General features: G+C 70.1%; 22 protein-coding genes. 16 read left to right on the forward strand and 6 right to left on the reverse strand.

The features are described 5' to 3' along the window. Window positions 1–80: 80 nt before the first annotated feature. Together ABD817_RS20090 and ABD817_RS20095 are read right to left on the reverse strand one after the other, a co-directional pair. The gene (locus ABD817_RS20090) at window positions 81–836 is read right to left on the reverse strand and encodes a carotenoid biosynthesis protein (RefSeq protein WP_344919553.1); all 756 of its coding nucleotides are present in this window, start codon (window positions 834–836) and stop codon (window positions 81–83) included. Window positions 837–1,088: 252 nt separating this feature from the next. Further along, window positions 1,089–2,540, reverse strand: coding sequence for a hypothetical protein (locus ABD817_RS20095; protein ID WP_344919554.1), 1,452 nt, complete (start codon window positions 2,538–2,540; stop codon window positions 1,089–1,091). A 542-nt stretch (window positions 2,541–3,082) separates the two neighbouring features. Between ABD817_RS20095 and ABD817_RS20100 the strand changes: the two genes are divergently transcribed. The 4 genes from ABD817_RS20100 to ABD817_RS20115 all read left to right on the forward strand — a co-directional run bounded on the left by ABD817_RS20100 (window position 3,083) and on the right by ABD817_RS20115 (window position 7,913). Beyond that, window positions 3,083–3,826, forward strand: a complete 744-nt coding sequence (locus tag ABD817_RS20100; protein WP_344919555.1) for a sulfite exporter TauE/SafE family protein — start codon at window positions 3,083–3,085, stop codon at window positions 3,824–3,826. A 217-nt stretch (window positions 3,827–4,043) separates the two neighbouring features. Next, the gene (locus ABD817_RS20105) at window positions 4,044–4,391 is read left to right on the forward strand and encodes a bifunctional 3-phenylpropionate/cinnamic acid dioxygenase ferredoxin subunit (RefSeq protein ID WP_344919556.1); all 348 of its coding nucleotides are present in this window, start codon (window positions 4,044–4,046) and stop codon (window positions 4,389–4,391) included. Between the two features lie 33 nt (window positions 4,392–4,424). Continuing rightward, window positions 4,425–5,555: an aromatic ring-hydroxylating oxygenase subunit alpha gene (locus tag ABD817_RS20110; RefSeq protein ID WP_344919557.1), complete on the forward strand. Its 1,131-nt coding sequence runs from the start codon at window positions 4,425–4,427 to the stop codon at window positions 5,553–5,555. 51 nt (window positions 5,556–5,606) lie between these two features. Then, complete coding sequence (locus tag ABD817_RS20115) at window positions 5,607–7,913, forward strand: FdhF/YdeP family oxidoreductase (RefSeq protein WP_344919558.1); 2,307 nt, start codon at window positions 5,607–5,609, stop codon at window positions 7,911–7,913. Here ABD817_RS20115 and ABD817_RS20120 read toward each other — a convergent pair. Continuing rightward, entirely contained in the window at window positions 7,796–8,113 is a 318-nt protein-coding gene (locus ABD817_RS20120; protein WP_344919822.1) for a DUF397 domain-containing protein, read from the reverse strand. The genes ABD817_RS20115 and ABD817_RS20120 overlap by 118 nt on opposite strands. Window positions 8,114–8,130: 17 nt before the next feature. Here ABD817_RS20120 and ABD817_RS20125 point away from each other — a divergent pair, with 17 nt between their 5' ends. The 4 genes from ABD817_RS20125 to ABD817_RS20140 all read left to right on the forward strand — a co-directional run bounded on the left by ABD817_RS20125 (window position 8,131) and on the right by ABD817_RS20140 (window position 10,542). After that, a complete protein-coding gene (locus ABD817_RS20125) occupies window positions 8,131–9,096 on the forward strand; it encodes a helix-turn-helix domain-containing protein (RefSeq protein WP_344919559.1) in 966 nt (321 codons plus the stop codon). 4 nt (window positions 9,097–9,100) lie between these two features. After that, window positions 9,101–9,535, forward strand: a complete 435-nt coding sequence (locus tag ABD817_RS20130) for an SgcJ/EcaC family oxidoreductase (RefSeq protein ID WP_344919560.1) — start codon at window positions 9,101–9,103, stop codon at window positions 9,533–9,535. Between the two features lie 137 nt (window positions 9,536–9,672). Beyond that, window positions 9,673–9,864 (forward strand): hypothetical protein, encoded by a 192-nt coding sequence (locus ABD817_RS20135; protein WP_344919561.1) that lies wholly within the window; start codon window positions 9,673–9,675, stop codon window positions 9,862–9,864. A 114-nt stretch (window positions 9,865–9,978) separates the two neighbouring features. Beyond that, entirely contained in the window at window positions 9,979–10,542 is a 564-nt protein-coding gene (locus tag ABD817_RS20140) for a nuclear transport factor 2 family protein (protein ID WP_344919562.1), read from the forward strand. A 437-nt stretch (window positions 10,543–10,979) separates the two neighbouring features. Here the strand turns inward: ABD817_RS20140 and ABD817_RS20145 are convergent, their stop codons facing one another. Continuing rightward, on the reverse strand, window positions 10,980–11,579 hold the full coding sequence (locus ABD817_RS20145; protein ID WP_344919563.1) for a TetR/AcrR family transcriptional regulator: 600 nt from the start codon (window positions 11,577–11,579) through the stop codon (window positions 10,980–10,982). An 86-nt stretch (window positions 11,580–11,665) separates the two neighbouring features. On the opposite strand from ABD817_RS20145, the gene ABD817_RS20150 reads away from it, so the two are divergent. Further along, a complete protein-coding gene (locus tag ABD817_RS20150; protein ID WP_344919564.1) occupies window positions 11,666–12,679 on the forward strand; it encodes a saccharopine dehydrogenase family protein in 1,014 nt (337 codons plus the stop codon). A gap of 238 nt (window positions 12,680–12,917) precedes the next feature. Here the strand turns inward: ABD817_RS20150 and ABD817_RS20155 are convergent, their stop codons facing one another. Together ABD817_RS20155 and ABD817_RS20160 are read right to left on the reverse strand one after the other, a co-directional pair. Beyond that, window positions 12,918–13,775: a hypothetical protein gene (locus ABD817_RS20155; RefSeq protein WP_344919565.1), complete on the reverse strand. Its 858-nt coding sequence runs from the start codon at window positions 13,773–13,775 to the stop codon at window positions 12,918–12,920. A gap of 831 nt (window positions 13,776–14,606) precedes the next feature. Further along, window positions 14,607–15,407 carry an IclR family transcriptional regulator gene (locus tag ABD817_RS20160; RefSeq protein ID WP_344919566.1) on the reverse strand — a complete coding sequence of 267 codons (801 nt, stop codon included), beginning with the start codon at window positions 15,405–15,407 and terminating at the stop codon, window positions 14,607–14,609. Window positions 15,408–15,538: 131 nt separating this feature from the next. On the opposite strand from ABD817_RS20160, the gene betA reads away from it, so the two are divergent. The 7 genes from betA to ABD817_RS20195 all read left to right on the forward strand — a co-directional run bounded on the left by betA (window position 15,539) and on the right by ABD817_RS20195 (window position 25,379). Then, window positions 15,539–17,179 carry a choline dehydrogenase gene (gene betA / locus ABD817_RS20165; protein WP_344919567.1) on the forward strand — a complete coding sequence of 547 codons (1,641 nt, stop codon included), beginning with the start codon at window positions 15,539–15,541 and terminating at the stop codon, window positions 17,177–17,179. Window positions 17,180–17,341: 162 nt separating this feature from the next. Beyond that, a complete protein-coding gene (locus tag ABD817_RS20170; RefSeq protein ID WP_344919568.1) occupies window positions 17,342–18,070 on the forward strand; it encodes a VOC family protein in 729 nt (242 codons plus the stop codon). A gap of 214 nt (window positions 18,071–18,284) precedes the next feature. After that, a complete protein-coding gene (locus ABD817_RS20175) occupies window positions 18,285–18,482 on the forward strand; it encodes a hypothetical protein (protein ID WP_344919569.1) in 198 nt (65 codons plus the stop codon). A 45-nt stretch (window positions 18,483–18,527) separates the two neighbouring features. After that, on the forward strand, window positions 18,528–19,772 hold the full coding sequence (locus tag ABD817_RS20180; RefSeq protein ID WP_344919570.1) for a quaternary amine ABC transporter ATP-binding protein: 1,245 nt from the start codon (window positions 18,528–18,530) through the stop codon (window positions 19,770–19,772). Further along, window positions 19,769–21,775, forward strand: coding sequence for an ABC transporter permease subunit (locus tag ABD817_RS20185; RefSeq protein WP_344919571.1), 2,007 nt, complete (start codon window positions 19,769–19,771; stop codon window positions 21,773–21,775). Before ABD817_RS20180 ends, ABD817_RS20185 begins: the two co-directional genes overlap by 4 nt. Window positions 21,776–21,833: 58 nt before the next feature. Next, window positions 21,834–22,826 (forward strand): ABC transporter substrate-binding protein, encoded by a 993-nt coding sequence (locus tag ABD817_RS20190; protein ID WP_344919572.1) that lies wholly within the window; start codon window positions 21,834–21,836, stop codon window positions 22,824–22,826. A 126-nt stretch (window positions 22,827–22,952) separates the two neighbouring features. Further along, a complete protein-coding gene (locus ABD817_RS20195; protein ID WP_344919573.1) occupies window positions 22,953–25,379 on the forward strand; it encodes a GcvT family protein in 2,427 nt (808 codons plus the stop codon). Window positions 25,380–25,407 lie beyond the last annotated feature (28 nt).

The following is a 25,407-nucleotide window of genomic DNA, read 5'->3' on the forward strand; positions in this document are numbered from 1 at the left end:
CCCTCCGGTAGGTGAAGCCGTCTCTGTCACGCCCGTCCCGTCCTGTTCCGTCCTGTCTCGAGCGGCGGCGGCCGTTGCCGTCACGCCCGTCCCTCCTCGGCCGATGGCGGTCTCCGGCGTCCTCGTCTCCAGGCGAGCAGGGTGAACAGCCCCATCGAGAGTCCTCCGGCCGTGGCCACCAGCGGGTCCGGCGGGACGAAGACGGCGGCGAAGCCGATGGTCTCCATCACCGCCATCACCGTGTAGATCGACACCAGCCCGGTGCTCCACGCCGTGGGCTCGGTCAGCACACCCTCCAGCAGGGCCATGACCAGCAGGGAGACGAGGAGCCAGCCCGCGAAGTTGCTGAGGGGAACGTCCCGGTAGGGGCCGGGGTCGTGCCAGACCCACAGGCCCAGCCGGATCATCTGCGGGTCCAGGAACAGGTCCCAGGCGGTGAGGGCCAGCGCCCCCGTGACGATCCGCGCCGCCCGGCTCCCCGGTGCGACGGCGGCGGCCACCGCGTGGGCCGCCAGCCCCATGCCGCCCCACGCCAGTGCCACGATCACCGGTACCCCGCCGGGCGCGGGCTGGAGGACGCCGGTGTAGTGGTAGTCGCCGAACGGCACACCCGTCCTGATCCCGACCCACTCGGCGGCGTACCCGGCCGCGACCACGGCAGTGAACGCCGCGACGGCCCTGGCGGGGGAGTGGGTCGCGGAGGCGAAGGCCAGCGCGCTCGCCGCCAGCAGCAGGACGACCACGCTGGTCAGCACGATCGGCCGGGGCTGCAGTCCTGAGGCGACCTGCGCGACGACCATCGCGGCCAGCAGTGCCGCGCCGAGCACGCTCGCCACGCGTGCTCGCGGTCTCCCGGGCGAAGGCCGTTCCCGCACCGCGCCGTGCCCGGATCGTCCGCTGCTCACCTGATGGCTGTGCCCCATGGACGGTCATTCGATCGGCCGGGCGCGGTCAGATTCACTTTGACGTCACGATCTTCGGCGAGTCCGGGCCGGAGCCGGTACGGACGGTGTTCCCGGACCCCGCACCGGTGGGCGGCCGGTCGTGCCCTCAGGAGAAGGGCACGACCGGGGCCGCGTCCGGCGTTGTCAGCGAAGCAGCCTCCTGGCCTCGTACAGATCCTGGAGGGCGGTCTGGATGTCCTCGCTCTGCCGGATGTAACTGTCCGTGAGCCACTCGATGGTGTGCTCGACCGTCTCACGTATCTGGTTCAGGGCGATCTCGTACTGCGCGACCTGGCCCATCGCCGTGCCCCCGGCCTTGCGGGCCTCGTTCTCCAGCATGATCTCCTCCATCGCGGTCAGCTTGCGCCCACCCGGCGCCTGGATGGGAGTGGGAGACTCCGACTGCGCCTTCTCGATGAGCTGCTGCATCCTCTGGATGTCCTCGAGGAGCGTTCTGGAGCGTTCCCGCACCCCTCTGGTCGACGTGGGATGCTGATCCATCGGCGCCTCCCTGTCGTGCACCAGCGCCCCGAGCGCCTTGGTGACGGCGACGAGGTCGCTCGCTCCGAAGGTCCCTCTCCAGTTGGACTGCGTCATGGTCTCCTGCTCCCGTTCCTGGAGGAGTGAGACGACCCGATACCTCGTGAGATTCCTCTCCCGCTTGAGCGTGCGCTGCCAGCCCTTGGCGAGGGTGCCGCGTAGCGGGTGGATGTCGATCGCGAGGGTGGGCGCGCCGACGTATCGGAGCAGGTCGGTGACACCGCTGCGCATCCCGACGGCGCCGACGACCTTGTGCGTCTCCACGAGTACGCGCAGGAGCCGTGCCTCGGCCCGGCGCCCGAGCCCGTTCACGCTTCCCCACTTCCAGTACTCGAAGAGGGTGGCGCCCCCGGCCGTGCCGAACGGGTTGTACTCCCCCATCGGGACCGGCTGGGCCCCCAGTTCGGAGGCGATGCGCATGAGACCGGAGAACCCCTCCACACCCGTGTCGAGCGCTGGAGCGTTCCCGATTCCGGAGTGTCCCGACTGGCGGAAGTTGACGATCACGTACGGCTGGCCCCGCACGAAGCCGTGCGCCGCGAGGTCGGCCAGGATCGCCGCGTCCTGGCTCTGCGGGCTGTCTCCGACGAAGACCTCCGGTGCGACCCGCTCGGCGATCTCCTTCGCCCTGCCCGCCTCCGCGAAGAGCGAGACGATCGTCGTCGCGCCACCCTCCTTGATCCAGTACGCCCTCGGCTCGATCTGGTGGTTCATGAGCTGCTGCATGACGGGGATGGTGGTCCGCGCGAAGACCTCGTCGGCCGGTGGCGGCTGGTCCGTCCAGAAGACGTTGCGGGCGTCGTTGACGTAGCGGGCGATCTCCGCGGCCTTGAACACGGAGTTCTTGTCGACCCCCCAGATCACCACGAGGGACGACCCCATGATGTCGTGGGCGAGCGCGACGTCGTACATGTCACCCGTGTGGGTGGCCCCGATGGTGAAAATAGCTCCATGATACGGGATATTCGGATATTCGGTGATCTTTTTCGCGTAGCGGCCGAGTATTCCCATCGCCTCGTCCGCCGTTTTCGGGCGCGCCAATAATTCGACCTTCATGGGGTTCCTCCCACTGTGCGCTGGATCAGGGGCGGTTGCCCATGACCGATGCAGGCGCAGGAACACGAGGCGGCGGTGCTCTCGCCTGGAGGCGGACCCCTGGTCTGCCGGGGAATCCGGGCGGACGGCCTCGGGGTGAGTGTGGCGAGGACGTGAATCCTCGCGAGGCGTCGCCCGGATCAAAGATGTCGACCAGGAGTCACCGGCCTACCATAGCTCCGCTTTATCTACATTGCGATATTTACAGCGTTATTTCACGAAATGTGAAGATGATTTTCACGGGTGACGGTCATAGGAATTGGGTCGCACACTAATACCGGCATACTGTTCCGAGCTTTGACGGCAACGATTCCACCGGCGGACTCGACGGCTGTCCCCATGGCAGTCCTGACAGCGGCTCCGACGACGGATCTGATAGCGACCGTGATGGCGGATCTGATGGCGGACCGAACCGACGCGGTGCCCTCCCGGCCGTCTGGCGAGGCGCCACCGATCCGGGGCGGTGCCGCGCGGCGCGGGGGCGTGTGATTGGCTGTGCCTCCGTGGACGTCGCTGAGGTGCTGGGACTGCTCGGGGCCGGGACACTGGCCGGGGTGGTCGGCACGGTGGTGAGCCTCGCGTCGATCGTCTCCTATCCCGCGCTGCTCGCGTTCGGCCTGTCACCGCTGACCGCGAACGTCACGAACACGGTGGCGCTGACGTTCCACGGGCTGGGGGCGGCGTTCGGGTCGCGGCCCGAACTCGCCGGGCAGGGCGGCAGGGTCCTGCGGTTCGGCGCGATGACCCTGACCGGCGGAGCGGTGGGGTCGGCGCTGCTGCTGATGACCCCTTCCGGCACGTTCGAGGCGATCGCGCCGTGGCTGATCGTGGCCGCCTCGCTGCTGCTGGTCCGCGCGCCCAGGACGGAGAGAGGGCTCGGCGACGAGAACGGGTGGGCGGCGCGCACCGCGCTGTTCGGCGTCGCGGTCTACCTCGGCTACTTCGGGGCCGCGGGCGGGATCCTCATGTTCGCGGCGCTCTCGGCCGTCCTCGACCAGACACCGGCCAGGGTCAACGCGATCAAGTCCGTGGTGTCCTCGCTGGCGAACGCGGTGGCCTCGGTCGGCTTCGCGCTCTTCGGCCCGGTGCAGTGGTCGGCGGTGGCGCCGCTCGCGCTGGGATTCTTCCTGGGCGGCCTGCTCGGACCGCCGATCGCCCGCCGCCTGCCCGGCCGCGCGCTCCGGCTCGGCACCGCCGCCTGCGGGCTGCTCGTCGCGACGAAACTGGGCCTCGACGCATACGCGTGAGCCGCCCGCGGAGACCGCCGGAGTGAAGGCCACACCGACGGATGTGACCGGTGGCCTGCCGGGAACGTCGGCGGCATCCGGCGGCATTCGACGGCGGGAACTCTGCGTGACCATGGGAAAGACCCTCGTAGCCGACCCTTGACATCGGGATTTCCTGAGGTCACGCTGTTGCGTATAGCGCTGCTTGTTTCGCTCTACGAAACTGGGGTTTGTTGCGATGATCCCTGCCTGTCCCCTCGCGGCTCTCCCGCCGGGCGAGGCCCACCGGCTCGACGTCGATCCGCCCATCGCCGTCTTCCACACCGAGGACGGCGAGATCTACGCCGTGGACGACACCTGCACCCACCAGGACGCCTCCCTCTCCGACGGGTGGCTGGAGGGCTGCGAGATCGAGTGTCCGCTGCACGCGTCGAGTTTCGACCTGCGGACGGGACGGCCGAGCTCTCCTCCCGCCAAGAAGCCGCTGCGCACCCACCGGGTGGTGGTCGAGGACGGCACCGTCTACATCGTCCCCTCCGAGGAACCCCCGAACCTGCCGCCCGGCGTCCGCGCGAGCACCGCTTAGCACCGTGTGGAACCGCGTGAAGAGGAGCCGATCGTGACCGCGAGAAGCCTGCCCCCCAGCGTGATCGCCACCCTGCCCGGCGGCTACTACACCGACGAGAACATCTTCGCCCTGGAACAGGCCCACGTCTTCGAGTCGATGTGGTTCTGCGTCGCCCGCGCGTCCGACCTCGGCAAGCCCGGGGCCTTCAGGACCGTCCAGGTGGGTCGCGAGAGCGTCCTCGTCAGCCGGGCCAGGGACGGCTCGATCCGCGCCTTCCTCAACGTGTGCCGCCACCGGGGCGCCCGGATACGCACCGAGGAGTCCGGCGAGGTCAAGCGGTCCTTCCAGTGCCCGTACCACGCGTGGACCTACGACCTCGAGGGAAAGCTGATCGCCGCGCCGAACCTCACCAAGATGCCCGACATCGACCGGGTGGAGTACGGGCTGGTCAACGTGCACGTGCGCGAGTGGATCGGGTACGTGTGGGTGTGCCTGGCCGACGAGCCGCCGTCGTTCGAGGCGGACGTGATCGCCGAGGCGACGCACAGGCTGGGCGACGAGAGGTCCATCGAGAACTACGACATCGCCAACCTCCGGGTGGGCCGCAGGATCGTCTACGACGTGAAGGCGAACTGGAAGCTCATCGTCGAGAACTTCATGGAGTGCTACCACTGCGCCACCATCCACCCCGAGCTCACCGAGGTGCTGCCGGAGTTCGCCGACGGGTACGCGGCGCAGTCCTTCGTCGGGCACGGCGCGGAGTTCGGCGAGGAGATCCAGGGGTTCACCGTCGACGGCTCCGAGGGGATGGACCGCATCCCGGGGGTCGGCGAGGACCAGGACCGCCGCTACTACGCGATCACCATCAAGCCGCAGGTCTTCGTCAACCTCGTGCCCGACCACGTGATCCTGCACCGGATGTTCCCGCTGGCGGCCGACCGGACGATCGTGGAGTGCGACTGGCTTTTCCTCGGCGACGTCGTGGACTCGGGCAGGGACCTCGGCCCGTCCGTCGAGCTCTTCCACCGCGTCAACACGCAGGACTTCGAGGCCTGCGAGCGGTGCCAGCCCGCGATGAACTCCCGGGCGTACGCTCAAGGTGGGGTCCTGGTGCCCAGCGAACACCACATCGGGGCCTTCCACGACTGGGTGCTCGACAGGCTGGGGACCGGTCCCGGCTGAGGCCCTGTAGTGTGCGTTTTCGAAGGCGGCCGGTCGGAAGGAGGCGCGAGGATGGCCAGGAAGGCTCCGCGCGACGACGTCAACGAGGACGGCCTCAAGGTCGGCCCGCCCAAGGAGTGGGCCGCGGGCATCCCGGGAGTGACCCGGTCGTTGCTGGCCGCGAACGCCCAGATGGGCGTCGGCCGCACCCTGCGCACCCTGGCCGTGATCAACCAGAAGGAGGGCTTCGACTGCCCCGGCTGTGCCTGGCCCGAGGGCGGGCACCGCAGCCCGGCCGAGTTCTGCGAGAACGGCGCCAAGGCGGTGGCCGAGGAGGCCACCGTCCGCAGGGTCACCCGCGACTTCTTCGCCCGGCACACCGTGGACGACCTGGCCCGGCACACCGACTACTGGCTCGGCCAGCAGGGACGCCTCACCGAGCCGATGCACCGGCCCGAGGGCTCCGACCACTACACGCCGGTGACATGGGACGACGCGTTCGCCATCATCGCCCGTGAGCTGCGCGCCCTCGACAGCCCCGACGAGGCGCTGTTCTACACCTCCGGCCGCACCTCGAACGAGGCCGCGTTCGCGTACCAGCTGCTGGTACGCAGGTTCGGCACCAACAACCTGCCCGACTGCTCCAACATGTGCCACGAGTCCAGCGGCTCGGCGCTCAACGAGACCCTCGGCATCGGCAAGGGCACCGTCTCGCTGGAGGACCTGCAGCGGGCCGACCTCATCTTCGTCGTCGGCCAGAACCCCGGCACCAACCACCCGCGCATGCTGTCGGCGCTGGAGCGGGCCAAGCGCGGCGGCGCCAGGATCATCGCGGTCAACCCGCTGCCCGAGGCCGGGCTGCTCCGCTTCAAGAACCCACAGCGGGCCTCCGGGCTGGTGGGGAAGGGCACCACGCTCGCCGACCGGTTCCTGCAGATTCGCCTCAACGGCGACCTCGCGCTCTTCCAGGCCATGTCGCTGCTTCTGCTCGAGGCCGAGGACGCCGCCCCCGGCACCGTGGTCGACCGCGACTTCGTCGAGACCCACACCCACGGCTTCGACAAGTGGGCCGAGGACCTGCGCTCCCTGGACTGGGCGGAGGTCGAGGAGGCGACCGGGCTGGACCGCCCGGCCGTCGAGGACGCCGTACGGGAGGTGCTCGGCGCGAAGTCGGTCATCGTGTGCTGGGCGATGGGGCTCACCCAGCACAAGAACTCCGTCGCCACCATCAGGGAGGTCGTCAACTTCCTGCTGCTGCGCGGCAACGTGGGCCGCCCGGGGGCGGGGGTGTGCCCGGTCCGCGGCCACTCCAACGTCCAGGGCGACCGCACCATGGGCATCTACGAGAGGCCGCCGGCCTGGTTCCTCGACGCGTTGCGCGCCGAGTTCGGGTTCGAGCCGCCCCGCGACCACGGCTTCGACACCGTGGAGGCGATCCGCGCGCTGCGGTCGGAGCGGGCGAAGGTCTTCGTCGCGATGGGCGGCAACTTCGTGGCCGCGACCCCCGACACGGCGGTGACCGAGGAGGCGATGCGCCGGGCCCGGCTCACGGTGCAGGTGTCGACCAAGCTCAACCGCTCCCACGCGGTATGCGGCCGGGAGGCGCTCATCCTCCCCACGCTGGGACGTACCGAACGCGACGTCGCGCGCGGTGGCCGCGCGGGCCGCTTCGTCACGGTCGAGGACTCCATGGGCCTGGTCCACGCCTCGCGGGGCAACCTGCCCCCCGCCTCCGGCGACCTGCTCTCCGAGGTGGACATCGTCTGCCGCCTGGCGACGGAGCTGTTCGGCGCCGACCCGCACGTGCCCTGGGAACTGTTCGCGGCCGACTACGACGTGATCCGCGACCGCATCTCCCGGGTGATCCCCGGATTCGAGGACTTCAACGTGCGGGTCCGCCTCCCGGACGGCTTCGCGCTGCCCAACGCGCCCCGCGACGAGCGCCGCTTCCCGACCGTGACGGGAAAGGCCAACTTCACCGTCAACCACCTGGAGGTGCTGCGGGTCCCGCCGGGGCGGCTGCTGCTGCAGACGGTCCGCAGCCACGACCAGTACAACACCACGATCTACGGCATGGACGACCGCTACCGGGGCGTGCGCGACGGCCGCCGGGTGGTCTTCGTGCACGCCGACGACCTGGCCGAGCGGGGCCTGGCCGACGGCGACACAGTGGACCTGGTCAGCGAGTGGCCCGACGGCGAGCGCCGGGCGGAGTCCTTCCGCGTCATCGCCTACCCGACGGCGCGCGGCTGCTGCGCCGCCTACTTCCCCGAGACCAACGTGCTCGTGCCGCTCGACTCGGTCGCGGAGACCTCCAACACCCCCACCTCCAAGAGCGTCGTGGTCAGACTCGTCAAACGCGCCGCGGACGGCGGCTGAGGCGCGACCTCAGCCGCCCCGACCCCGCCGGTCTTCGCTGAGGAGTCTGGGGCCTTGGGACTCTTGGAGTCGCGTACGGCGATGTCTTTGAGCTTCGCGGCCTCGACGCGGTTTCCACCGTTGGCTCCGGAGAAACTCGACCTGACCCGTGCGGCGGGAGACAGCCCAAGACGCGCTCCGCTGTCCGGCCGATCCTCGATCGGCCTACTGTGGGACGGTGTTCACCAACATCGACACCTTCCAGCAGACCCTTGAGGCCAGCGGGCTGGCGCCCGTGCTCAGCGGGCGACACGACGGCGGGGAGTTCCAGGCCGGTGTCGTGGCCGGCGCTCTCGGGCCTATCAAGCTGATCGAGCTGGTCACGCCCGAGGGCGAGTGTTTCCGGGATGCCCGCTGCGCCCGCGCCGATGACGAGGAGCTGTGGCAGATCGACCTGATGTCGCGGGGGTGGGCACGTGTCGAGCAGGGCCGAGGCACCGCTGATCTCTCACCGGCCGACCTGGTCCTCATCGATCCGGCGCGGCCGGTCCGGTTCGCCAGCACCGCCTCCACGCATGTGACCGTGCTGGTGCCCCGGCGCGAGCTGCGGCTCCGCCCCGGTGACGCCGCCCGCCTGGCCGGCGTACGCATCAGAGGCGACCACGGCCCGGCGGCCCTGGTGTCCTCGCTGGCGCGGGACATGGCCCGGTCGCTGACCGGGTTCCGCGCCGACGAGGCGGACCGGTCGGCGGCCGCGGTGATCGAGCTGATCTCGGTGGCGCTGGAGGCCCAGCTGGGCGACGTGCGCCCGGTCCCCGACCAGGTGTTGCGCGACCGCGTTCTCGGCTACATCGAGGCGCGGCTGTCCGACCGGGATCTCGTCCCGGCCGGGATCGCCGCGGCGCACCACATCTCCGTACGCCGGCTCCACAAGCTCTTCGAAGACCAGCCGCTGACGGTGGCGGCCCTGATCCGCCGGCGTCGGCTGGAGCGGTGCCGCGCCGACCTGGCGCGGAGTGACCGGACGGTCGCGGCTGTCGCCGCGCGCTGGGGATTCGCCGATCCGGCGCATTTCAGCAGGCTTTTCAAGGCGACGTACGGCTACAACGCGGCTGCGCTGATGTCCAGTAACCGTGCACGGACAGTCAAGGCGCTCGCCGCCCGGCCCGGCGAGGATGGAGCCGCACACATCACGGAAAGGTGATCGCATGAAAGAGTCAGTCGAGGCGATGAGCGCCATTCCGGGCCGGATGCACGAGGCATGGAACCGCGAGGACGCCGCCGGTTTCTTCGCCGACTTCGCCGAGGACGCCCTGTTCGTGGAGCTTGAGGGAACCATCCACCGGAGCCGCGCGGAGATGATCGCGGCGCACGAGGCGCTCCTCGGCACGGTGATGAAGGGTTCGCGGCTCGTCCAGGGTGAAGTACCGTTCGCCCGGATCATCAGCCCGGGTGTCGGCGTGGTCCACGGCCGCGTCGGCATCCTCATGCCGGGGGAGGAGGAGCCGCCGCCGGCGCGCTTCTCCATGCAGCTTTTCGTCATGGTGTGGCGGGACGATCGCTGGGTGGTCGTAGCCCTGGAGAACGCGCGCGTGCTCTCCCTGGAGGGCATGGCCGCCCTGGAGACCCTGGCCGCCGGATAACGGGAATCCGCTGTGCGCGGGATGTGACCACGAATGTTCGAGGTGTTGGGGTCAGGGAGGTTCCAACACCTCAAACCGGCGGAGGAACCCGCCACCGCGTCCTGCGCGCCCGTATTTCCCCGTCGGGGCCCCGCGCGGTGTCATGGGCGTCTTGGACGCGCTGCACCCCGATCCGCGGTCGCGTCGCCGTCACCGCGTCGCTCGTCCGATACGACCGGGCGGCCGCGACCGCCGGGCAGGCCGGCCACCTGATCGTCGCCTCCGGTCTCGGCGACCTTGCCCGAGACGGCGGCCTGGAACCGCCGTGCCCGAAGGTCCTGACGGCCTGACGGAGGGGATCACCCACTCCGGCGCCGACCGTCCCGAACAGGACCCCTGAGCTTTCCCACACCGTCGTCACCTGACGACCACGCACATCGACCAATGCTTTTTCCTGGAGAGAAATGAAGATCATCCGTCGTTCCGTCGCCATCGTCGTCGCCGCCGCCGTGGCCGGCGTCGCCGGGATAACCGGCGCGGCCGCCGACAGTTCCCAGCGGTCAGGTCCGGCCCAGTCGCCCGCCCGCTCGTCCTCCGCGTCGGCCGAGAAGGCAGACCGGCACTGGCGGCACGGGAAGCCGGCGATCGCCGGCGCCTGGGAGAAGGCGTGGAACAGCAAGGATCCGAAGCGCCTGGCCGCCCTGTTCACCGGCGACGGCCGCTACAGCGACCACGCCCTCGGCCAGACCTTCAAGGGCCGTGACGGGGTCGCCCAGTGGGCGACCGTCACCAAGCAGTTCGTCGGGAACGCCAAGGTCAAGGTCAACAGCGCGTTCGCCGACGACGGCCAGGTGGCGATCAGCTGGACGTTCAGCGGGCACCTGGCCGGGGCGCCGAAGCCGTTCTCCGTGCCCGCCGCCACCATCCTCAGGATGCGCGGGAACAAGATCGTGACGAACGACGACTACTACAACCGGGCCGACGTGCTGAGCCAGTCCGGTCTCCCGGCCGACACCGTCTTCAACTGACGGCCTCCGGCTCTCTGGCGCGCCGCCTCACCCGGGTGGGAATCCTCACCCGGGTGAGGCGGCGTTTCGGGCCGCGCCATCGGGTTTCTGTGCCGCCGTCGCCGGAATTCTCCCCGTCGTCGTGCCGGCCTGTGTCGACGCGTGCCGCGCTGTGTCGCGTACACGCGAGCGACTGTGCGTCCTTGACCATCGCTTACGCGTTACCCGTCCCCTGTCCCGGACGGCTGGGTAGGGGGCGGGTGTCCATGGCGAGGCCCCAGCCCCTTCTCGATGCGATCGTCTCACCTGTGGGTTACGTCGGCATCAGGGCATGACACACAACAGCCCCTCCGATGAAACCCAGTCCTGCGATGGCGTATCCCCATTCGTCCCCGGCCCGTATGGCGGACAGGTTGGCGCGGCATGGACGACCGCTACCGGGGTGTGCGCGACCGTCCTCAGCCGTCGGTCGCCGATCGGCCGGTCCCGGTGCCGCCGACGATCAGCTCGGTGAGCGCGGTGACCGCGTCGTCGGCGGTGGCCCGCCCCCGGTTCAGCTCCACGGAGATCGCCTCGGCCGCGCCCAGCGCGCCGACGCAGCGCAGCCGAAGGGCTTCCGGCGTGAGGACGGAGTGCGGCAGCAGCGCCGTGGCCATCAGGTCCGCGTAGTTGTTGAGCATCTCGCGCTCGACCGCCTCCATCTCCGGATTGCCCTTCAGCGCGGCGGAGACGGCGTTCCACTCCGGCATGTCGGTGGCGCACACGAAGTACGCGGTGCTCAGGACGCGGGCTATCTCGCCGGGGGTGGGGGCGGCCTCCCGCAACGCCTGTGCCGAGGCGGCCCGGTGTCGTTCGTCGAGTCGCTGGTAGAGCGCGAGCAGCAGGCCGGGCCGGGTGCCGAAGTGGTCGTAGACGACCGGCCTGCTCACCCCGGCGGCCTCGGCGAGGGTGAGCAGGGTGAGGCCGTCGGCGCCCTGGGCGCGCACGATCGTCAGGGCGGTGTCGAGCAGCTGCTCCCGCCTGGCCCGCTTGGACAGGCGGGTCGTCGCCGTGGTCATTGCCCTCCCTTGCGTTGTCGCCCAGCCTAGGCTACAAAGTGTAGGTTACAAAATGTAGGTTAGTGGGGACGCGAGAGGAGAACACCATGGAACACTCGAAATCGGTACTGATCATGGGTGGTTCGGGGCAGGCGGGCGCGGAGGCCGCCGCGATCCTGCGGCGGTGGTACCCGACGCTGCCGCTGACGATCGCGGGCCGCGATCTCGACCGCGCGCGGCGTGTCGCCGACAAGCTCGGCGCCGCGACGGCGGTGACCATCGATCTGCGACGCGGCGACCTCGGCCTCCCGGCCGGCCATGAGTACTCGGCGGTCGTGGCGATGCTGTGGGACAGTCACCTGAACGGACTGCGTTACGCGCAGGACCGCGGGCTGCCGTACCTCAGCATCTCCAGCGGTCTGACGGACATCGGCCCCGAGGTCGTCGTGGGCGGCCAGCGGGCCGGCGCCGCGCCGATCCTGCTGGCGAGCCACTGGTACGCCGGGACCATCGTCCTCGCGGCACTGGACCTCGCCAAGGAGTTCGGCCGGGTCGACACCGTCGAGGTCGGCACCGTACTGGACGAGCTGGACATCGGCGGGCCCGCGGCGGCGGCGGACATGGAACGCCTGACGGCCGCCACCTCGGCGGTGCTGGTTCGCCGCGACGGCGTCTTCAGCTGGGTCGGTGACTCCGACGCTCAGGTGGAGGTCTCCAGCGTCGACGGCACCGTCCTGCCCGGCCAGCTCATCCCCACCCTCGACGTTCCGAGCCTGGCCATCGCGACGGGCGCGCCGAACGTCCGCTGCGCGCTCGCGATCGGTGAGTCCGCGGGCAGGCGTCGTGGCGGGCCCGCTTCCACCGAGGTCGAAATCGACCTCGAAGGAGAAGATCACACGGGCGCACCGCTCAGCAGGAGCCGACGCCTCCTCCACCCGGCGGGGCAGAGCCCCCTGACCGGGCTCGGCGTCGCCCTCGGTGTCGAACGACTGCTCGGCCTGCGCGGCGAAGCCGTGGCGCCGGGCATCCACACCCCCGAGGCGTTGATCGACCCCGCCTACGCGGTCGAGCGGATGACGGAGATCGGTGCCACGTTCACCGACGCCCCGGGCGATCGCTGAACCACCCCCGCGCGCCCCGACGTGTCGGGGGCCGGGGCGCGCGGGCCGCCGGATCCGATCCCGTCCCTTGCCGGCGGGCCAAGGAACGACGACGGGGTTTCCCCGTGCGGGCGTCCTCGGTCGATGCCGGACCCACCGGTCTTCACGCCGTTGACGGAGGCGTCCCGGTCGCGGCAGGGCAACGGCGGAGCCCCTCCACCGAGACGGGGGAGGGGCTCCGGTCGGGGACCTCAGAGGATCAGCCCGGGGGGAAGTTGCCGTTCTTGGCGACCGGCAGGGCCAGCTGGCTGGCGCCGCTGAGGACGGCCTGCTCGGGCGGGAGCCCGGCGAGGACGGGGTTGATGTGGCGCAGGGTCAGCGAGACCGAGGGCAGGGCCGGGGTGGCGAGATCGAACTTCTCCAGGTCGATCCACCGGACGATTTTGAGCACCTCGTCCGGGATGTTGTCACCGGCCTTCTGCACCGGGACGCACAGCTGGCGGGCGTTGAGGACCTGCGCGCCGTGCGTGGGGATGATCGGGGTCAGGACGGGGTTGAGCTGGCGCAGGGACAGCTGCTGGTTCAGCGGGGTGTTGGGGGTGATGCCGTAGCACTTGAGGTCGATGTGGCGGACGAGCGACAGCACCTCCGGCGGTGGGACCGCGTTGTTCTTGATGACCGGTACGCACAGCTGCTGCGGGGTGTTCAGGGAGACCTGGGTGCGCGGCAGGCTCTGGAACAGCGGGTTGAGGTGGCTGAGCACGAGACCCGTGGTCACCGTGGCGCCGGAGATCTTGTAGCAGGCCAGGTCGATGAACCTGATGAAGTCGAGCGCGGGTGACGGCGGTACCTGGTTGTTCTTGGCGACCGGGACGCACAGCTGCTCACGCTGGCCCAGGACGACGGTCTCGATCGGCAGGTTGCTGAGCACGGGGTTGAGGTGCCGCAGGGTGAGCGTGGTGGCGGGCGGCTGGTACGGGCTGGTCTTGAAGCATTCGAGGTCGAGGAAGGCGGTCAGATCCTTCGGTGTCGGCAGCGCGACGGCGCTGGCGGGCGGCACGCAGAGGAATACCACGGCGAGCATCGCGACGGCGGCGGAGACGAGGCGCCGGAGCATCGCTTTTCTACGCCCGTGAATTCCGGTTACGGATCGGTCCATTAAGGCTCCAAAATCTGGGGGGTGGGCCTTCTCAACGCTGAGTGTGTGCCGCCTCGGCCGGACTTTCAATATAAATGTCACTTTTTGTTATACGTAAAATTCGGGCCGACGGTCCGGGGATTTATCATCGGGCATAAAAGCGTTGTTGGATCGCCGCTAATCAGAGGGCGGTGGTTTTGTCGCGGCTCTGTCGGCCTGATGGCGCGGATCTCGGGAAAGGCGTGCCGGGATGGGGTGACCTGGGGGCGAGATCCCGGTAATGCGGGCAGTGGGCTGGGATCCGAAGCCCTGAGCGGAGAGCCTCGCCGCCGCCTCACCCCACCGCGATCCCATCGTGATCCCGTCGTCGAATAGCCGACGTCGAGGGGCGGGGGCCATGGGCCATCCTTTTCGGCATGAAATACTTCCCGATGGAAGTTCGCGGGCGGAAGCCGGTTCGAACAATCCGAACGTCGCCGGTTCCTCCTCGAACGGAATCGGGATTTACGTCAGGTTGGAACTGTGGGACGGCGCGCCGGAGCCTCCCCATCCGTGGGGCCGGATATGGCGGTGGACCCGCGTATCGATTCCGGCCTCATATCCATCGCCCCTTCCCCGGGGGGGCGAATCGTTCGACCGGGGAAAGGCCCGGGAAAGAAGGTGACCTTCCTGGTCCTGCCGCCTTTGGGAGGCGGAGAACAGGGGAGAACACGGAGGGGCGGGGCTCTCCCGTCGACGCGTACGAAGCCGACCGCGTACGAAGCCGACGGGGAAGTGAGTCCGGTCGGTGGTGTGGCCGTCGGGTGGTGGTCAGGCCCGTTCGGTGTGGCCCAGGCGGTGGCTGATGTCCAGGGCTCCGGCGATCACGACCGGGGCCAGCTCGTGCAGCCGTTCCTCGCTGAAGCGGTAGGCCGGGCCGGAGGCGCTGACCGCGGCGACGATCTCGCCGTCGTGGGAGCGGATGGGGGCGGCGACGGCGTTCAGCCCGATCTCGTACTCCTCGACGGTGACGGCGTAGCCCCGCTCGCGGGCCTGGAGAAGCTGCTTGTCCAGCTCGTCGGCCGAGGTGATCGTGTTCGGGGTGTACGGCTTCAGCCCGCCCGCGGCGACCAACTGGACCCGGTGCGCCTCGTCCAGGTGGGCCAGCAGGATCTTGCCGCTGGAGGTGGCGTGCAGCGGGGTGAGCTCCCCGACCCAGTTGTGGGTGGTGACCGCCGCCGGGCCCCGTACCTGGTCCAGGTTGACCGCGTAGTGGGAGCGCAGGACGGCGACGTTGACCGTCTCGCCGATCTCCTCGGCGAGGCGGCGGCAGACGGGGCGGCTCTGCTGAGTGAGGTCGAGCCGGGAGGCCACCCCGCCCGCGAGGCGGATGATCCCGAAGCTGAGGCGGTACTTCCCCCGCTCCTCGGCCTGCTCGACCAGGCCGCGCGACTCCAGCGCGCCCAGCAGCCGGAACGCCGTCGACTTGTGCACCGATATCTCCTGGGCTATCTCGCTCACCCCGGCCTCGCGGCGCTCGGAGAGGATCTCCAGGATGGTGATGGCCCGGTCGACGGACTGGACTCCGCCACTGCTGTCGGCGGTACGGCCGCCGAGGGGATCGTTGCCCATAGCGGGACTGTAGGCGCTGGAAGCAACGAATGTCATTTCGATCAGCAATCGTCGTTGCGAATGGTGCAGTGTATTGCGCTATTCGCTACAATTTCCGGCATTACCTCCTGCTGGAACGAGGCGAGGCAGACATGTACGACTTCGTCATCGTCGGGGGCGGTTCGGCGGGAAGCGCCCTCGCGAACCGGCTGTCCGCCGATCCCGCCAACCGGGTGCTGGTGCTGGAGGCGGGCCGCCCGGACTACCCGTGGGACGTCTTCATCCACATGCCCGCCGCGCTGACCTTCCCCATCGGGAGCCGTTTCTACGACTGGAAGTACGAGTCCGAGCCCGAGCCGCACATGAACGGCCGCCGGATCTACCACGCCAGAGGCAAGGTGCTGGGCGGCTCCAGCAGCATCAATGGGATGATCTTCCAGCGCGGCAACCCGATGGACTACGAGCGCTGGGGCGCCGACGAGGGCATGGGGACATGGGACTTCGCGCACTGCCTGCCGTACTTCAAGCGCATGGAGAACTGCCTGGCCGCCGACCCCGCCGATTCCTGGCGGGGGAGGGGCGGACCCCTGGTGCTGGAACGCGGGCCGGTGCGCAACCCGCTGTTCGGCGCCTTCTTCGAGGCGGTGCAGCAGGCCGGGTACCCGCTGACCGACGACGTCAACGGCTACCGCCAGGAGGGCTTCGCCCGCTTCGACCGCAACATCAGCAGGGGGCGCCGCCTGTCGGCCGCCCGCGCCTACCTGCACCCGGTCATGAACCGCCCCAACCTGGAGGTCAGAACGCGGGCGCACGTCACCAGGATCCTCTTCGAGGGCAGGCGCGCCGTCGGCGTCGAGTACGACGGCCGGACGGTCCGCGCGGGCGAGGTGATCCTGTGCGGCGGCGCGATCAACTCCCCGCAGCTGCTCCAGCTCTCCGGGGTGGGCAACGCCACGGAGCTGGGCGCCCTCGGCGTCGACGTCGTCCACGACCTGCCGGGCGTCGGCGAGAACCTCCAGGACCACCTGGAGGTCTACATCCAGTACGGCTGCAAGCTGCCGGTGTCGATGCAGCCCGCGATGAAGTGGCGCAACCGGCCGCTGATCGGCGCGCGGTGGCTGTTCCTGCGCAGCGGACCCGGCGCGACCAACCACTTCGAGGCGGGTGGCTTCACCCGGAGCAACGACGACGTCGACTACCCCAACCTGATGTTCCACTTCCTGCCCGTCGCGGTCCGCTACGACGGCTCCGCGCCCGCGGGCGGGCACGGCTACCAGGTGCACATCGGGCCGATGTACTCCGACTCGCGCGGCTCTGTGAAGATCAGGAGCACCGACCCCGGGGTCCACCCTGCGCTGCACTTCAACTACCTGTCCACCGACCAGGATCGGCGCGAGTGGGTGGAGGCCGTCCGGGTCGCCCGCGACATCCTGAACCAGCCCGCCATGGACGCGTTCAACGCGGGGGAGCTGTCGCCGGGCCCGGGGGTCGAGACCGACGAGGAGATCCTCGACTGGGTGGCCAGGGATGGCGAGACCGCGCTGCACCCCTCGTGCACCGCGCGGATGGGCGTCGATCCCATGTCCGTGGTGGACCCGCTGTCCATGCGGGTCCACGGCCTCGACGGGCTGCGCGTGGTGGACGCCTCGGTGATGCCGTACGTGACCAACGGCAACATCTACGCGCCGGTCATGATGGTGGCGGAGAAGGCGGCCGACCTGATCCTGGGCAACACCCCGCTCGCCGCCGAGCACGCCGACTTCTACCGGCACCGCGACGGCTCCCCCCGCTGACCGCGCCCCGCGCGTTCTCCACGGCCACGGCCCGCCCGCGTTCGTCCCGCGTTCGTCCCCGTGAAGGCGGGACGAACCGACCGCCTTCCGGATGGAACGATCCATATGCGAGCCCCACCGAAGGGTGCGAGCCTCGTCGGACGACCCGGGAGGTGGGATGACGTGAGTGAGGCTACGGTTCGGCCGAACGAGACGACGGTGCCGTTGATGCCGTGCGCGTCGGTGGAGAGGACCCTGGAGTTCTACGAGGCGCTGGGTTTCGAGGCCACCTACAAACAGACAAGGCCCTATGTCTACCTGGCGTTGCAGTGGAGCGGGTTCCAGCTGCACTTCGGCCCGGCGCCCAAGGGGCTGGACCCGGCCCGGGAGGAGTCCGGAGGCTGCCTGGTCATGGTCGACGCCGTGGCGCCGTACCACGCGGCGTTCGTCGCGGCGATGCGCCGGATCCACGGGAAGGTGCTGAGCTCCGGCCTGCCGAGGATCACCCGCTACCGGCCGGGCGCGTCCCGGTTCACGCTGATCGATCCGTCCGGGAACTCGATCATATTCATCCAGCGCGACGAGCCGGTCGAGCTGGAGTACGGCGGTTCGAAGAAGCTGACGGGCCTTGCCAAGGTGCTCGACAACGCCCGGATCCTGCGCGAGTTCAAAAACGACGACCTACAGGCTTTCCGCGCCCTCAAGTCCGGGGTGCGCAGGCACGGCGCGGACGCCCCGGTGGCCGAACTGGGCATCGCCCTGTGCCACCTCGTCGACCTGGCCACGATCCTCGGCGAGCCCACCGAACCGTGGGCCGCCGATCTGCGCGCTCTGGAGCTCACCGCCGACGACAGGCGGCGCGTCGAGTCCGAACTCGGGCACCTTCCCGGGCTGCGGGAGTGGCTTCCCTGAGACACGGGGCCCGAAGCCGCCGCGACGTCCCGACCCTCACCATCCTGTTCGCCGACGGTGACCGGGGGCGAGGTCTCCTCACGATCGGGCCGGCACGGTAATGAGGGCGGCAGGGCCTTGACTGCGTGAAAGAACGGGTCGATTCTGTTCCTCGTTAAGCATTTCGATGCGTCATACGCAACGAATCATGCGATAACCGGAAGGACGGCCGTTCGTGTCAGATCTCTACCTCGGTGGCACCCGGAGGGATCCCGTCGCGGGCGGTCACCGGGAGATCCGCTCACCGGCCGACGGCGGGCTCGTGGCGACCGTGTCGGGGACCGGCCGCGAGCCGGGCCCGGCGGGATACCGGAAGACCAGGCACGTGTGGCAGAACGTCCGCCCCCGCCCGCGGCGGTGGTTCCGCAGCTGACGGACCAACCCCCGTCACCAGACGATCCGTGAGGTGGTCACCACCATGACGTCACCGACCCAGCAGGTACGGCCGGGAGCCGCCGCGCGGAGCGAGGACCGGGCCGTCCTCGACGTGCGAGGTCTCTGGAAGGTCTTCGGCCCGCGTCCGGACCGGGTCGTCGGGACCCCGCTCGCGGAACTCCCGCGAAGTGAGCTGAGGGCGAGGACGGGCTGCGTGACCGCCGTACGCGACGTCTCCTTCACCGTGCGGCCCCGGGAGGTCTTCGTCGTCATGGGCCTGTCCGGCTCCGGCAAGTCCACCCTCGTACGCTGCCTGACGCGGCTCGTCGAGCCGACGGCCGGAGAGGTGCTGTTCGACGGCGAGGACATCCGCAAGGCGGGCGACAGGCGACTGCGCGAGCTGCGCCGCCACCGCTTCGCCATGGTCTTCCAGAACTTCGGGCTGCTGCCGCACCGGCGGGTCCTGGACAACGTGGCCTACGGGCTGGAGATCCGCGGCACGGGGAAGGCGGCCCGCTACGAGCGGGCCAGGGAGATGGTCGAGCTCGTCGGTCTGTCGGGCTTCGAGGACTCCTACCCCGACCAGCTGTCGGGCGGCATGCAGCAGCGCGTCGGGCTGGCCAGGGCCCTCGCGGTGGACCCGGACGTGCTCTTCTTCGACGAGCCGTTCTCCGCGCTCGACCCGCTGATCAGGCGGGACATGCAGAACGAGGTCATCCGCCTGCACCGCGAGGTCGGCAAGACGATGATCTTCATCACGCACGACCTGGCCGAGGCGCTCAAACTCGGCGACCGCATCCTCGTCATGCGCGACGGTGAGCTCGTCCAGATGGGCACGCCGGACGAGGTCGTCGGGGCGCCCGTGGACGACTACGTGCGCGAGTTCGTCAGGGACGTGCCCCGCGCGAACGTGCTCACCACCCGCTGGATCATGCGCCCGCCCCGGCCGGACGAACCGCTGGACGGTCCGGAAACCGGGCCGGACGTCGTCGTCCGCGACGTCGTGCACACGGTCCTGCGCGCGACGCGCCCGGTCAAGGTCGTCGAGGGCGGCGAGTTGCTGGGGGTCGTCACCGCCGAGGAGATCCTCGGGGTGCTCGCCGAGCCGGTGGCCGGGGAACCCACCGGCAAGCCCGCCGACTTCGCCGGGCCGTCCTCGGACAGGACCTCCGCCGGAGCCGGGGTCGGGGTCGGGGCCGTTAAGCCCATAGACCCCGCCGACCCGTCCTCGGGCAGGACCTCCGCCGGGTCCTCCGGCAAGCCCGTCGGATCCGGGGAGCAGGGGTGACGGCCACCCAGGCCACCCAGGCCACCCGGGCCGGTGGCCTGCGGCGCCTGCCCGCCCGGCCCCGCCGCTACCTGCTGGCCGCCGTCGTCGCGGCCTGGGTGCTGATCTGGGTGTTCGTCCAGGGACGCGACACCTTCCCGCTCGGTGGCGCGGAACTGACCCCGCTGCACGTACGGATCAACGAGGCCGGCGAGGTCATCGACAACAGCAGGAACGACAACCCGTTCTTCCTGTACTTCGTCAACTACATCCGCCTCTTCCTCGACGAGTCCGTCACGTTCGTCCAGGCGCTGATCAGTCAGCCGTCCTTCGGGCGCCCGCTGCCGGTCGTCGGCTGGCTGGGGGTGGTCGCCGTCGCCACGGCGATCGCTCTGCTGTGGGGCAACCTGCGGGTCGCCCTGCTGACCGCGGCCGGCTTCGCCTCCTTCGGCCTGCTGGGCCTGTGGGAGGAGAGCATGGACACCCTCGCCCTCACCCTGGCCGCCGTCGTGCTCTCGCTGCTGATCGGTATCCCGCTCGGCGTCTGGGCCGGGGTGAGCGACCGGTTCAACCGCCTGGTCACCCCGCTGCTCGACTTCATGCAGACGATGCCGACGTTCGTCTACCTCGCGCCGCTCACGCTGTTCTTCCTCATCGGCCCCGCGAGCGCCACCGTGGCGACCGTCGTCTACGCCGTCCCGCCCGCGATCCGCATCACCGCGCACGGCATCCGCGAGGTGCGGCCCGCCACCCTGGAGGCAGGCGTCTCCCTCGGCTCGACCGCCTGGCAGTCGCTGAGGAAGGTACGGCTCCCGCTGGCCAAGCGGACCATCGTCGTCGGCGTCAACCAGACCATCATGGCCGCGCTGTGCATGGTCACCATCGCCGCGCTGATCGACGCCCCCGGCCTGGGCAAGACCGTCGTCAAGGCGCTGGAGACCCTCGACGTCGGCGGCGCCTTCACCGCGGGCCTGGCCATCGTCGTGATGGCCATCGTGCTCGACCGGGTCACCTCCGCCGCGGGGCGTCGCGTCGAGATCCGGCACCGGGCCGGACGCTCGCGCGGACCCGGCCGCCGCCGCGCGGAGATCGGCGCGGTCCTCGCGGTCACCGGCGTGCTGGTCTACCTCTCCCACGTCTACGTGTGGGCCGCGGAGTTCCCGAGCGAGGCGAACCTGGGACGGTACGTCCGCCAAGGGGTCGACGCGGCCACCCTGTGGGCGCAGGACAACCTCGCCGTCTACACCGGCGCGTTCAGGAACGCCGTCTCCTACGGCCTGCTCAACCCGTTCGAGGCGCTGCTCACCGGCTCGCCGTGGTGGCTGGTCGGCGCCGTGCTGATCGCGTTCGCCGCGATCCTGGCGAACGTCAGGGTCGTGCTCGTCACCGCGGTCTGCGTCGCCCTGCTCGTCGGGCTCGGCCTGTGGCAGGACAGCATGGTGACGCTGGCCTCGACGCTCGTGGCCACCGTCCTGGTGATGGTCCTCGGGGTGGTGGTCGGTGTCTGGATGGGGCGCAGCGACCGCGTTGACCAGCTGGTGCGGCCCGTCCTCGACGCCGGGCAGACCATGCCGCCGTTCGTCTACCTGGTGCCGATCCTCGGCCTGTTCGGCGCCACCCGGATCACCGCGATCATCGCCGCGGTCGTCTACGCCGCGCCGGTGGCGGTCAAGCTCACCGCGGACGGCATCCGGGGCGTGGCGCCGAGTGCGGTGGAGGCCGCCACGGCCGCGGGTTCCAGCACCTGGCAGCTCATCACCAAGGTGCAGCTGCCGATGGCGCGCGGCGCGCTCACCCTCGCCGCGAGCCAGGGGCTCGTCTACGTGCTCGCCATGGTCGTCGTCGGCGGCCTGGTCGGCGCGGGCGCGCTCGGCTACGACGTGGTGGCGGGCTTCTCCCAGCTGCAACTGCGGGGTAAGGGACTCGCCGCGGGCGTGGCGATCGTCGTACTCGGGATCATGCTGGAGCGCATCACCAGGGCGGCGGCGCGACGGGCCGACGCCGAGGCGCACGGCGCCCACTAGGAGACGGGACGAGCGGGGAACCGAACACGGCACACGAAACCCAATACAGGAGGACCTGGTGACAGTTTCGAGGATCGGGCGACCGAGGGCGATGGCGCTCCTGGTCGCGACCGGCCTCCTCGTCTCCGCGTGCGGCGGGGCGAAGGTCGGCGAGAGCGGCGGAGCGGCCCCGGCCGCCTCGGGCGCGGACGGCAAAGCGGCCTGCGGCACGGTCAACATCGCCATCAACCCGTGGGTCGGGTACGAGGCGACCGCGGCGGTCATCGCCCACGTGGCAGAGAAGGACCTCGGCTGCACGGTCACGAAGAAGGACCTCAAGGAGGAGGTCGCCTGGCAGGGCTTCGCCACCGGCGAGGTCGACGCGATCGTGGAGAACTGGGCCCACGACGACCTGAAGAAGAAGTACATCGAGGACCAGAAGGTCGCCGTCTTGGCGGGCTCGACGGGCAACAAGGGCGTCATCGGCTGGTACGTGCCGCCGTGGATGGCCGAGAAGTACCCCGACATCACCGACTGGAAGAACCTCAACAAGTACGCCGACCTGTTCAAGACCTCCGAGTCCGGGGGCAAGGGGCAGCTGCTCGACGGCGACCCCTCCTTCGTGACCAACGACGCGGCCCTGGTGAAGAACCTGAAGCTGGACTACAAGGTCGTCTACGCGGGTAGCGAGGCGGCGCTCATCACCGGGTTCAGGCAGGCGGAGAAGCAGAAGACCCCGATGCTCGGCTACTTCTACGAGCCGCAGTGGTTCCTGTCGGAGGTGAAGCTCGTCAAGGTCAAGCTGCCCGAGTACACCGAGGGCTGCGACGCCGACCCCGAGAAGGTGGCCTGCGACTACCCGCTCTACGACCTCGACAAGATCGTGAGCAAGAGGTTCGCCGACTCCGGCAGCCCGGCGTACGACCTCGTCAAGAACTTCACCTGGACGAACGAGGACCAGAACCTCGTGGCCAAGTACATCTCCGAGGACAAGATGACGGCCGAGGAGGCCGCGGAGAAGTGGGTCGGCGACAACCCCGACACGGTGAAGGCCTGGCTCCCCACCTCCTGAGCCCCACCCCGGCTCTCCTGCCCTCGTGGACGACCACCGGACCGTCCTTGACAGTGCTTCCCACAGGAGGACAATCTGTTGCGGGAAGCGCACTTCGTTTCGGACTACGCAACGACGGAGGTGGGTATGGCGGGCCGGCGCGTCGTCATCATCGGAGCCGGGGTCGTCGGGGCGGCTCTCGCCGACGAGCTCTCCGCCAAAGGGTGGGATGACATCACCGTCGTCGACCAGGGCACCGTGCCCGCCACCGGCGGGTCGTCCTCCCACGCGCCGGGCCTGGTCTTCCAGACCAACCCGTCCAAGACCATGGCCGAACTGGCCCGCTACACCGTCGAGAAGCTCGTCGGCCTCGACTGCTTCCTCCAGGTGGGCGGCCTGGAGGTGGCCACCACGCCCGAGCGGCTCGCCGAGCTGCACCGCCGCCACGGCTGGGCCGTCGCCTGGGGGATCGAGGCGCGCCTGCTCACCCCCGGGGAGTGCGTGGAGCGCCACTCCCTGCTGGGGCGAGACAGGGTCCTCGGGGGGCTGTTCGTCCCCACCGACGGCCTGGCGAACGCCGTGCGCGCCGTCGAGGTCCAGCTGGCGCGCGCCCGGGAACGGGGCGTCCGCGTCCTCGACCGGCACGAGGTGCTGGACATCCGCGTCGAGGACGACCGGGTCGCGGCCGTGGTCACCGACCGGGGCGAGATCCCCGCCGACCTCGTGGTCTGCTGCGCCGGAATCTGGGGCCCCAAGGTCGCGGGCATGGTCGGCATGGCACTGCCGCTCACCCCCCTCGCCCACCAGCTCGCCTGGACCGGTCCCGTCCCCGCGCTCGCCGGGCAGGCCGAGGAGGCCGTCCGGCCGATCCTGCGCCACCAGGACGCCGACCTGTACTACCGCGAGCGGTTCGACCGGCTCGGCATCGGCTACTACGGCCACCGCCCGATGCCGATCACCGCCGAGGAGATCCTCCCGATCGCCGACGCCGAGGTCATGCCGTCGGTGCTGCCGTTCACCGGCGACGACTTCGCCCCCGCCTGGGCCGAGACGAGGTCGCTGCTGCCCGCCACCGGGGAGGCCGGGCTCGAAGAGGGGATCAACGGCCTGTTCTCCTTCACCACCGACAACATGCCGCTGCTCGGGCCGTCACGCGACGTGCGGGGCTTCTGGGTGGCCGAGGCCGTGTGGGTCACCCACTCGGCCGGGGTGGGCCGCGCCATGGCCGAGTGGCTGGCCGACGGCCGCTGCTCGTCCTTCGACCTGCACGAATGCGACGTCAACCGGTTCGAGGCCCATCAGCTCGCCCCCGAGTACGTCCGCACCCGCGACTGCCAGAACTTCGTCGAGGTCTACGACATCATCCACCCGCTCCAACCGGCGGAGAACCTGCGCCCGCTGCGCACCAGCCCCTTCCACACCCGCCAGCGCGAGCTGGACGCGTACTTCCTGGAGGCCACCGGCTGGGAGCGTCCCCAGTGGTACGGCGCCAACGCGCCCCTGCTCGACGGCCGCGACATCCCCCGCCCCAACGACTGGGCCGCCCGCCACTGGTCGCCGATCGTCGGCGCCGAGGCTCAGACCTCGCGCGAGACCGTGGCCCTCTACGACATGAGCGCGCTCAAGCGGATCGAGGTCGCGGGCCGAGGGGCCGCCACCTTCCTCCAGCGGATGTCCACCGGCGACGTCGACAAGTCCGTCGGCTCGGTCACGTACTGCCTGCTGCTCGACCACGACGGCGGCATCCGTAGCGACATCACCGTGGCCCGGCTGGGCCGCGACCTGTTCCAGGTCGGCGCCAACGGCAACCTCGACCTCGACTGGCTCCACCGCCACCTGCCCGCCGACGGGTCGGTCACCGTCACCGACCTCACGCCCGGAACCTGCTGCGTCGGCGTCTGGGGACCCCTCGCCCGCGAGGTCGTGGCCCCCCTCGCCGGTCCCGCCTTCGGCCCCGGCGGTTTCCGCTACTTCCGGGGCACGCGCGCGTACGTCGGCACCGTGCCCGTCACCGCGCTGCGGCTCTCCTACGTCGGGGAGCTGGGCTGGGAGCTCTACACGACGGCCGACATGGGCGCGAAGCTGTGGGACACCCTCTGGGAGGCGGGACAGGAGCACGGGATCATCGCGGGGGGACGCGGCGCCTTCAACAGCCTGCGCCTGGAGAAGGGGTACCGCTCCTTCGGCACCGACATGACCTACGAGCACGACCCGTACGAGGCGGGTCTCGGCTTCGCCGTGCGCAAGGCCGACCGGGGTGACTTCATCGGCCGCGCGGCCCTGACCGAGCGCGGCGCGGCCACCCGGCGCAGGCTGACCTGCCTCACCGTCGACGACCCCGCCGCCGTCGTCATGGGCAAGGAACCGGTGTACGACGGCGCGTCCCCCGTCGGATACGTCACCAGCGCCGCCTACGGCTACACGATAGGCAAGGGCATCGCCTACGCCTGGCTGCCCGCCGGGCTGTCCGTGCCGGGGCGGGAGCTGCACATCGGCTACTTCGACCGGCGGGTGGTGGCCGTCGTCGCCGAGGAGCCGCTGTACGACCCGGCGATGGAGCGCCTGCGTGGCTAGCGGGCCGCCGGGACCCACCACGCCGGGG

Origin of the sequence: Streptosporangium oxazolinicum (assembly GCF_039537505.1) — a bacterium.
Taxonomy (GTDB): Bacteria; Actinomycetota; Actinomycetes; order Streptosporangiales; family Streptosporangiaceae; genus Streptosporangium; species Streptosporangium oxazolinicum.